Genomic DNA, 6,201 nt, shown 5'->3' with positions numbered 1-6,201 from the left:
GCTGTCGATCGCCGCGGCGAACGGATGCACCAGTTCCGGCCATTCCGGCGAGAACAGCCAGAGCGCCGTGCCGCAGCCAGCACAGAAATTGCGCTCGGCCGTGGACAATTGGCAGGAGCCGTCATCCTGGACGATCTGCGCTTGGTACATCTCCACCGCATCGTGCGGGTCGTCGATCCGGAAGGAGTCCGCATCGGCGCCGAGATTGACGGCATAGCCGCCTCCCCCGGCCGTCTTGCGGCAGATCGTGCAGTAGCAGCGCTGGTAAGGCACTGGCGTGTGGCTCTGGCAGGTGAAGCGGACGGCGCCGCAGCGGCACGATCCGTTCAGTGTCAGGGGCATGGGCGGCACTCCGGCTTGTCCGGGATCACGCAAAGACCTATCGGGCGCACGGTGCAAGGCCATGATCGACGTGAGTTCGCCGATGGCGCAGAACATTTACGATCGTCCGGAGTTCTTCGCGGCCTACAGCCAGCTGCCGCGCTCGGTCCGCGGCCTGGCCGGCGCCCCGGAATGGCCGGTCCTGCAGGCGATGCTGCCGGACCTGGCCGGGCGGCGGGTGGTCGATCTCGGCTGCGGGTTCGGCTGGTTCGCCCGCTTCGCCCGGGCTGGCGGCGCCGCGACGGTGCTGGGGATCGACCTGTCGCGCAACATGCTGGCGCGTGCCGGCGAGCTGACCGACGATCCGGCGATCACGTATCGGCACATGGACCTGGAGCGACTGGAGCTGCCCGAGGCGGCCTTCGACCTCGCCTTCAGTGCCCTGACCCTGCACTACATCGTCGATCTCGACCGGCTGGCCGCGACCGTGTGCCGCGCGCTGGTCCCCGGTGCCGACCTCGTGCTCAGCATCGAGCACCCGATCTACATGGCCTCCCTGCAGCCGGGCTGGCGTGCGCACCCCGACGGGCAGCGGACCTGGCCGGTCGACCATTATGCCGTGGAGGGCGAGCGTCGCACCGACTGGCTGGCCCAGGGCGTGGTCAAGCAGCACCGGATGCTCGGCACCACCCTGAACACGCTCATCCGGGCAGGCTTCACCATCCGCCAGGTCGAGGAATGGCGGCCCTCCCCTGAGCAGCTTCGCGCGCAGCCGGAACTCCTGGAGGAGCAGGACCGGCCGATGCTGCTGCTGATCGCGGCGCGCCGCTGATCCCGTAGGTACCATCGCCCGCGCCGCCCCTGGCATCATGCACTCTCGACAGGCACGGGCTTCGGGGTCAACAAGCGGGGCAAGGGCCCGCCCGGCAAGGATGCGGACCCGGTGCAGGGAGAACGAAATGCCTTATCAGCTGGACGGCAAGAGCATCGTCATCACCGGCGGTGCGCGGGGAATCGGCGCAGAGATCGCCAAGGGGCTGGGCGCGGAGGGTGCCAGGCTCGTCGTGGCGGACCTGACTGCCGATTCGACCAAGGCCGTCGTCGAGGAGATCCGGGCGGCCGGCGGGACCGCGATCGGTGTCGGCGCGGACGTGCGTGACCGTGCGCAGGTCCAGGCGATGATCCAGGCGGCGGTAAAGGAGTACGGCCGGCTGGATGCGATCTTCAACAATGCCGGGATCGCGCAGGTCCAGCCCTTCCTCAAGATCACCGAGGACGACTGGCACAACGTCATGGACGTGAACGGGCTGGGCGTGCTGATCGGCATGCAGGAGGCGATCAAGGTCTTCCTGGCTCAGGGTGGTGGCGGCAAGGTGATCAACACCGCGTCGATCGCCGGTAAGCAGGGTTACGACCCGCTCGCGCACTACTGCGCCAGCAAATGGGCGGTGGTGGCGCTGACCCAGGCGGCGGCGCGCGCGTTCGGCAAGGACAAGATCAATGTGAACGCGATCTGCCCGGGCGTGGTCGGTACCGAGATGTGGAAGGTGATCGACCGCGGCTTCCAGGCCCACGGGCTGAGCGAGGGTGAGGACACCTCCTTCCACGACATGGCGGCGCAGGCCGTGCTCGGCCGGCCCTCGACCGCAACCGATCTGGTGGGGGTCGCGAAGTTCCTGGCTTCGCCTGATTCCGACTTCATGACCGGCCAGTCGCTGCTGGTCGACGGTGGCATGGTGTTCGTCTGACGGGCCGGCATTTTTTCGTGTGGATCAGCGAATAATCCCGCTGCCCGATCGTCCAACATCCGAACGCACCTGCAACGGGGAACGCGGCCGGATGGCGGACGATGTCGGACATCGATGATGCGGAGCTGCGCCAGCTCCTGCCGCGGCTGCGCCGGTTCGCGCTCTCGCTGACGCGCGATCCGGCCAGTGCCGACGATCTGGTCCAGGCCAGCCTGGAGCGGGCCCTGTCGCGCTGGGACACCAGGCGCGCGGACGGGGACATCCGGGCCTGGCTGTTCGCGATCCTCTATCGGCAGTTCAGCGACGGGAAGCGGCGCTCGCGGCGGTTCCTCCGGCTGCTGGGCTGGCTCGCCGGGGAACCGGACACGGCAGCGGCCTCGACCGAGGACCTGGTCCTGGCCAAGACCGCGCTCGGCACGCTGGATGAACTGCCGGACGAGCAGCGGGCACTGCTCGTCCTGATCGTGGTCGAGGGCGCCTCCTATCGGGAGGCGGCCCAGATCCTTGGCGTGCCGGTCGGCACGGTCATGTCCCGCCTGAGCCGTGCCCGCCAGCATCTGCGCAGCATGGTCGATGGCGAGGCCGGGCGGCCCCGGCTGCGGGTGGTCCGATGAGCGAGATCCATGTGAGCGAGGCGGACCTGCATGGCTTCGTCGACGGGCAGCTCGGCCCGGCGGCGCGGCGGCAGGTCGAGGCCTATCTGGCAGCCAGGCCCGACCAGGCTGCCCTGGTGGCCGGCTGGCAGCGCGATGCCGAGCGCCTCCGGGCGTCCATGGCCAATCCGGCGCTGCTGCCGCCCAATCCCGCGCTCGAACCGCTGCGTCTGCGCCAGGCGCTGCGCCGGCGGCGGCGGCGACGGGTCGCACTGGCGGCGATGCTGGTGCTGGGCATCTGCCTGGGCACCGGCGGTGGCTGGCAGCTCCGCGCCACGGTACTGAGCGGTGGCGTCCAGCCGATGGCAGACGCCCTCCAGGCGCACCGCCTCTTCGCCGACACGGAGAGCGGGCCGCCGCCGGGCCTGCCGCCCGCCGCGATCCAGCCCTGGCTGACCGCCCAGTTCGGCACGGGCAGCGGGCTGCCGGACCTGGAGGAGCTGGGGCTTCGCCCGGTCGAGGCTCAGGCGCTGGTCACCAATGACGGCGCGGCAGCACTGGTGCTCTACGCGGATTCCGACGGCAATCAGGTGAGTTTCTACATCCGGCCGCGGCCAGGGCGCACGATCGAGGGTGCGCGGACCGAAGGCGACCTGCTGGCCCAGTACTGGACGCATGGCGCGTACAGCTTCGCGGTGGTGACCCGGGCCGACGACCCGCGCGCCGCCAGGCTTTCGCAGCTGCTCGCACGCCGCACCTAGCTGGCCGGCGGAAATGCGGCGCGTGCCGCCGCATCCGCCAGGCTGCTGACCCGAACGACCGCGGCCTCGGCCTGCGGAAGGAGGTAGGCTTGTCCCATCATCTGCCCCATGGACCCCAGGACGGGCCGGGCCCGGTCCGGGGGCCGGCCGTGGTCGTGCGCCTTGCTGCAATCGGCGCGGTCGTGCTGATTGCAGCTGCCGGCTTCGCCTATACGGGCGGCTGGCTGTCGCCCGGCCGTCTCTCGCCGGACCGGGTGGTCGATGCCCTGGAAGCGAATAACGGCCAGCACCCGGGCTTTCGCCGCAACCATGCCAAGGGCATCTGCATCGCCGGTATGTTCAAGGGCAACGGTGCCGGGCCGGCGCTGTCCAAGGCGAGCGTGTTCGCAGGTGCCGACGTGCCGGTGATTGGCCGGCTGGCCCTGGCGGCGGGGCGGCCGGACGTGCCGGACGCGTCCAGCCCGGTCTGGAGCATGGCGCTGCGCTTTCTCCCGGTCGCCGGGGACGAGTGGCGCACCGGCATGAACAACATCCCGGTGTTTCCCGTACGCGATGCCGAGGAATTCGCCGGCTTCCTGGTGGCCATGCGGCCCGACCCTGCCACCGGCAAACCGGACCCGGCCGCGGTGCAGGCCTTCCTGGCAGCCCATCCCGCCACGGCGGCAGCGCTGCAGACCATCAAGGCCGCGCCGCCGGCCGCGAGCTTCGCGACCGCCACCTACAATGGACTCAACGCGTTCCGCTTCGTGAACGCCGAAGGCGAGGCGGCGGCGGTGCGCTGGTCGATGGTGCCGGAGCAGGCCGGGACGGAGCAGCCGGCACTGTCCGGCCCAAACTATCTGTTCGACGAGCTGATCGGGGCCGTGCGCCAGGGGCCGCTGCACTGGCAGCTGGTCGTGACGGTCGCCGGACCCGCCGACGTCACGGCCGATCCCACCGTCGCCTGGCCGGCCGACCGGCAGCGGGTGGCGGTCGGCACGCTGACGATCGATACGGTCGAAGGCGAGGATACCGGCAGCTGCCGGGACGTGACCTTCGACCCGCTGGTCCTGCCGGCCGGTATCGAGCCCGCCGACGACCCGTTTCCTGCGGCACGATCGGCGGCCTATGCGGAAGGATTGCGCCGGCGGGATGGCGAGGTGAAGCAGCCGAGCGCCGTCCAGGTCTCCGCCGTGCGTGCGGGAGAAGGCGGATGAGCGGGCACTTCACGGGCACGGCCCGCCTGCTCCACTGGCTGATGGCGGTCCTGATCCTCACCATGCTGTTCATCGGGGTGGGCATGGTCTCGACCGTCTCGACCCGCTACCAGCTGCTGGTCGGCATCCACCGGCCGCTCGGCATCGCGATCCTGGTGCTGGCCCTCATCCGGTTGGGCTGGCGGCTCGGCCACCCGCCGCCGCCCCTGCCCGCCGACCTGCCGACGGTGCAGCAGGCTTTGGCGAAGCTGTCGCACTACCTGCTCTACCTGCTGATGCTGGTCCTGCCGCTGGTGGGCTGGGGCATGCTCTCGGCGCAGGACTACCCGGTCCAGCTCTGGCCGGGCGTACACCTGCCGCCGATCCTGCCGGCCAGCCCGATGCTCTACGCGACGCTGCGCTCGGCCCACACCGTGCTGGCCTACCTGTTCTTCGCGACGATCCTGGCGCATGTCGCCGCGGCCCTCATGCATGGGCTCGTCCGGCGCGACGGGGTGTTCTCCAGCATGGCGCCCTGATCCTGCGGGCTGCCGGACGCGCCGAGTGACCGGGTGGGCAGGGCGGGATCGGCGCCCTGCCCTCTTGGTCAGCCGATGATCGACTTCTTGATGCTCGCACCTAGCGTGTATTTGGGATCGACCATGTTGCCCAGGCGGACACGGCCGGCCTGGGTGAGCAGCAGGTAGGCCTCCAGCTTGTCGAAGCCGTAGTCCTTCACCAGCCAGTCGATCAGCTCGCAATAGGCGATCCGGGCGGCGTCCTCCATCGGGCGGGTGCTGCCGATCGCCATGATGAACTCCTCGTTCTCCAGGCGCGGCCACCTGATCGACCAGTTCTTGATCAGGTCGATCTGGATGGTGACGGTGGCCGGCATCTCGACGGCGGCCCCGGCCAGCTCGCCGTCGCCCTGGGTGGCGTGGCAGTCGCCCAGGTAGACATAGCCGCCCTCGTGATGGACCGGGAAATAGGCGATGGCGCCCGGCGCCATGTCGGGCAGGTCCATGTTGCCGCCCCAGTAGTCCGGCTGGACCGAGCTCACCGCCTCGATCTCGGGCGAGACGCCGAGCGTGCCGAGGAAGGGCTCGTAGGGCAGCCTGATCTTGTCGTTGAACTGGATGCCAGTCCGGTCGACGGTCATCTTCTTGACCATCTCGGGCAGCGGGTCGTGCAGCATCGCGGTGTTGCTGGTGGCGACCAGGCCGCCGAAGCCGTGCATCAGGACGGTGGTGCCGACCGGCTGCGGGCCTCTCGGGGCGATGTCGTGGATCTGGACGGCGATGACGTCGCCCTTCACCGCACCGGCCACGTGGATCGGGCCGTTCTGCGGATTGCCGAACGGCATGTTCAGCTTCTCGGACGGCTTGTCCTGCTCGGAGGTGAGCTTGCCCTCGAAGGCGTCGTGGGTCTCGGCGACCACGAGGTCGCCCGGCTGGATGTGCAGGACCGGGTCGGCATAGGGGCCATAGACGTAGTGGTACTTGCCCTGCTTCGCCATGGTCAGCTCGTGGGTCCGGCCGGGCTTGCCGGCGGCCACGCCGCGTCTGGCCATGACGGAGGATTCGAGCCAGGTCATTTCTCGTTG

The 6,201-nt window shown here is 69.8% G+C and carries 8 protein-coding genes; 6 read left to right on the top strand and 2 right to left on the bottom strand.

All coding sequences use genetic code 11. The features are described 5' to 3' along the window. Positions 1-342, bottom strand: a 342-nt coding sequence (locus tag VNS22_RS20280) for a GFA family protein (RefSeq protein WP_325735657.1), incomplete at its 3' end; no start/stop codon positions are given. Between the two features lie 82 nt (positions 343-424). On the opposite strand from VNS22_RS20280, the gene VNS22_RS20275 reads away from it, so the two are divergent. The 6 genes from VNS22_RS20275 to VNS22_RS20250 all read left to right on the top strand — a co-directional run bounded on the left by VNS22_RS20275 (position 425) and on the right by VNS22_RS20250 (position 5,137). Then, entirely contained in the window at positions 425-1,153 is a 729-nt protein-coding gene (locus VNS22_RS20275; RefSeq protein WP_349261849.1) for a class I SAM-dependent methyltransferase, read from the top strand. Between the two features lie 127 nt (positions 1,154-1,280). Next, the gene (locus VNS22_RS20270; RefSeq protein ID WP_325735653.1) at positions 1,281-2,069 is read left to right on the top strand and encodes a glucose 1-dehydrogenase; all 789 of its coding nucleotides are present in this window, start codon (positions 1,281-1,283) and stop codon (positions 2,067-2,069) included. Between the two features lie 101 nt (positions 2,070-2,170). After that, positions 2,171-2,683 (top strand): sigma-70 family RNA polymerase sigma factor, encoded by a 513-nt coding sequence (locus VNS22_RS20265; RefSeq protein ID WP_325735651.1) that lies wholly within the window; start codon positions 2,171-2,173, stop codon positions 2,681-2,683. Beyond that, positions 2,680-3,423, top strand: coding sequence for a hypothetical protein (locus VNS22_RS20260; RefSeq protein WP_325735649.1), 744 nt, complete (start codon positions 2,680-2,682; stop codon positions 3,421-3,423). Before VNS22_RS20265 ends, VNS22_RS20260 begins: the two co-directional genes overlap by 4 nt. Positions 3,424-3,512: 89 nt before the next feature. Beyond that, entirely contained in the window at positions 3,513-4,619 is a 1,107-nt protein-coding gene (locus VNS22_RS20255; RefSeq protein WP_325735646.1) for a catalase family peroxidase, read from the top strand. Further along, positions 4,616-5,137 (top strand): cytochrome b, encoded by a 522-nt coding sequence (locus VNS22_RS20250; protein ID WP_325735644.1) that lies wholly within the window; start codon positions 4,616-4,618, stop codon positions 5,135-5,137. Before VNS22_RS20255 ends, VNS22_RS20250 begins: the two co-directional genes overlap by 4 nt. Positions 5,138-5,205: 68 nt before the next feature. On the opposite strand, the gene VNS22_RS20245 is transcribed toward VNS22_RS20250, so the two are convergent. Then, positions 5,206-6,192: an acetamidase/formamidase family protein gene (locus VNS22_RS20245; RefSeq protein ID WP_325735642.1), complete on the bottom strand. Its 987-nt coding sequence runs from the start codon at positions 6,190-6,192 to the stop codon at positions 5,206-5,208. Positions 6,193-6,201 lie beyond the last annotated feature (9 nt).

It is taken from the genome of Geminicoccus sp. (assembly GCF_035556675.1).
Classification (GTDB): domain Bacteria; phylum Pseudomonadota; class Alphaproteobacteria; order Geminicoccales; family Geminicoccaceae; genus Geminicoccus.
The sequence above is the reverse complement of the archived record's forward strand: the minus strand, read 5'-3'. Positions and strand labels throughout refer to the sequence as shown.

Excerpts from the sequence above, each read along its gene's own strand:
- VNS22_RS20275 (WP_349261849.1), top strand. The coding sequence starts at position 425 with ATGGCGCAGAACATTTACGATCGTCCGGAGTTCTTCGCGGCCTACAGC.
- VNS22_RS20270 (WP_325735653.1), top strand. The coding sequence starts at position 1,281 with ATGCCTTATCAGCTGGACGGCAAGAGCATCGTCATCACCGGCGGTGCG.
- VNS22_RS20265 (WP_325735651.1), top strand. The coding sequence starts at position 2,171 with ATGTCGGACATCGATGATGCGGAGCTGCGCCAGCTCCTGCCGCGGCTG.
- VNS22_RS20260 (WP_325735649.1), top strand. The coding sequence starts at position 2,680 with ATGAGCGAGATCCATGTGAGCGAGGCGGACCTGCATGGCTTCGTCGAC.
- VNS22_RS20250 (WP_325735644.1), top strand. The coding sequence starts at position 4,616 with ATGAGCGGGCACTTCACGGGCACGGCCCGCCTGCTCCACTGGCTGATG.
- VNS22_RS20245 (WP_325735642.1), bottom strand. The coding sequence starts at position 6,192 with ATGACCTGGCTCGAATCCTCCGTCATGGCCAGACGCGGCGTGGCCGCC.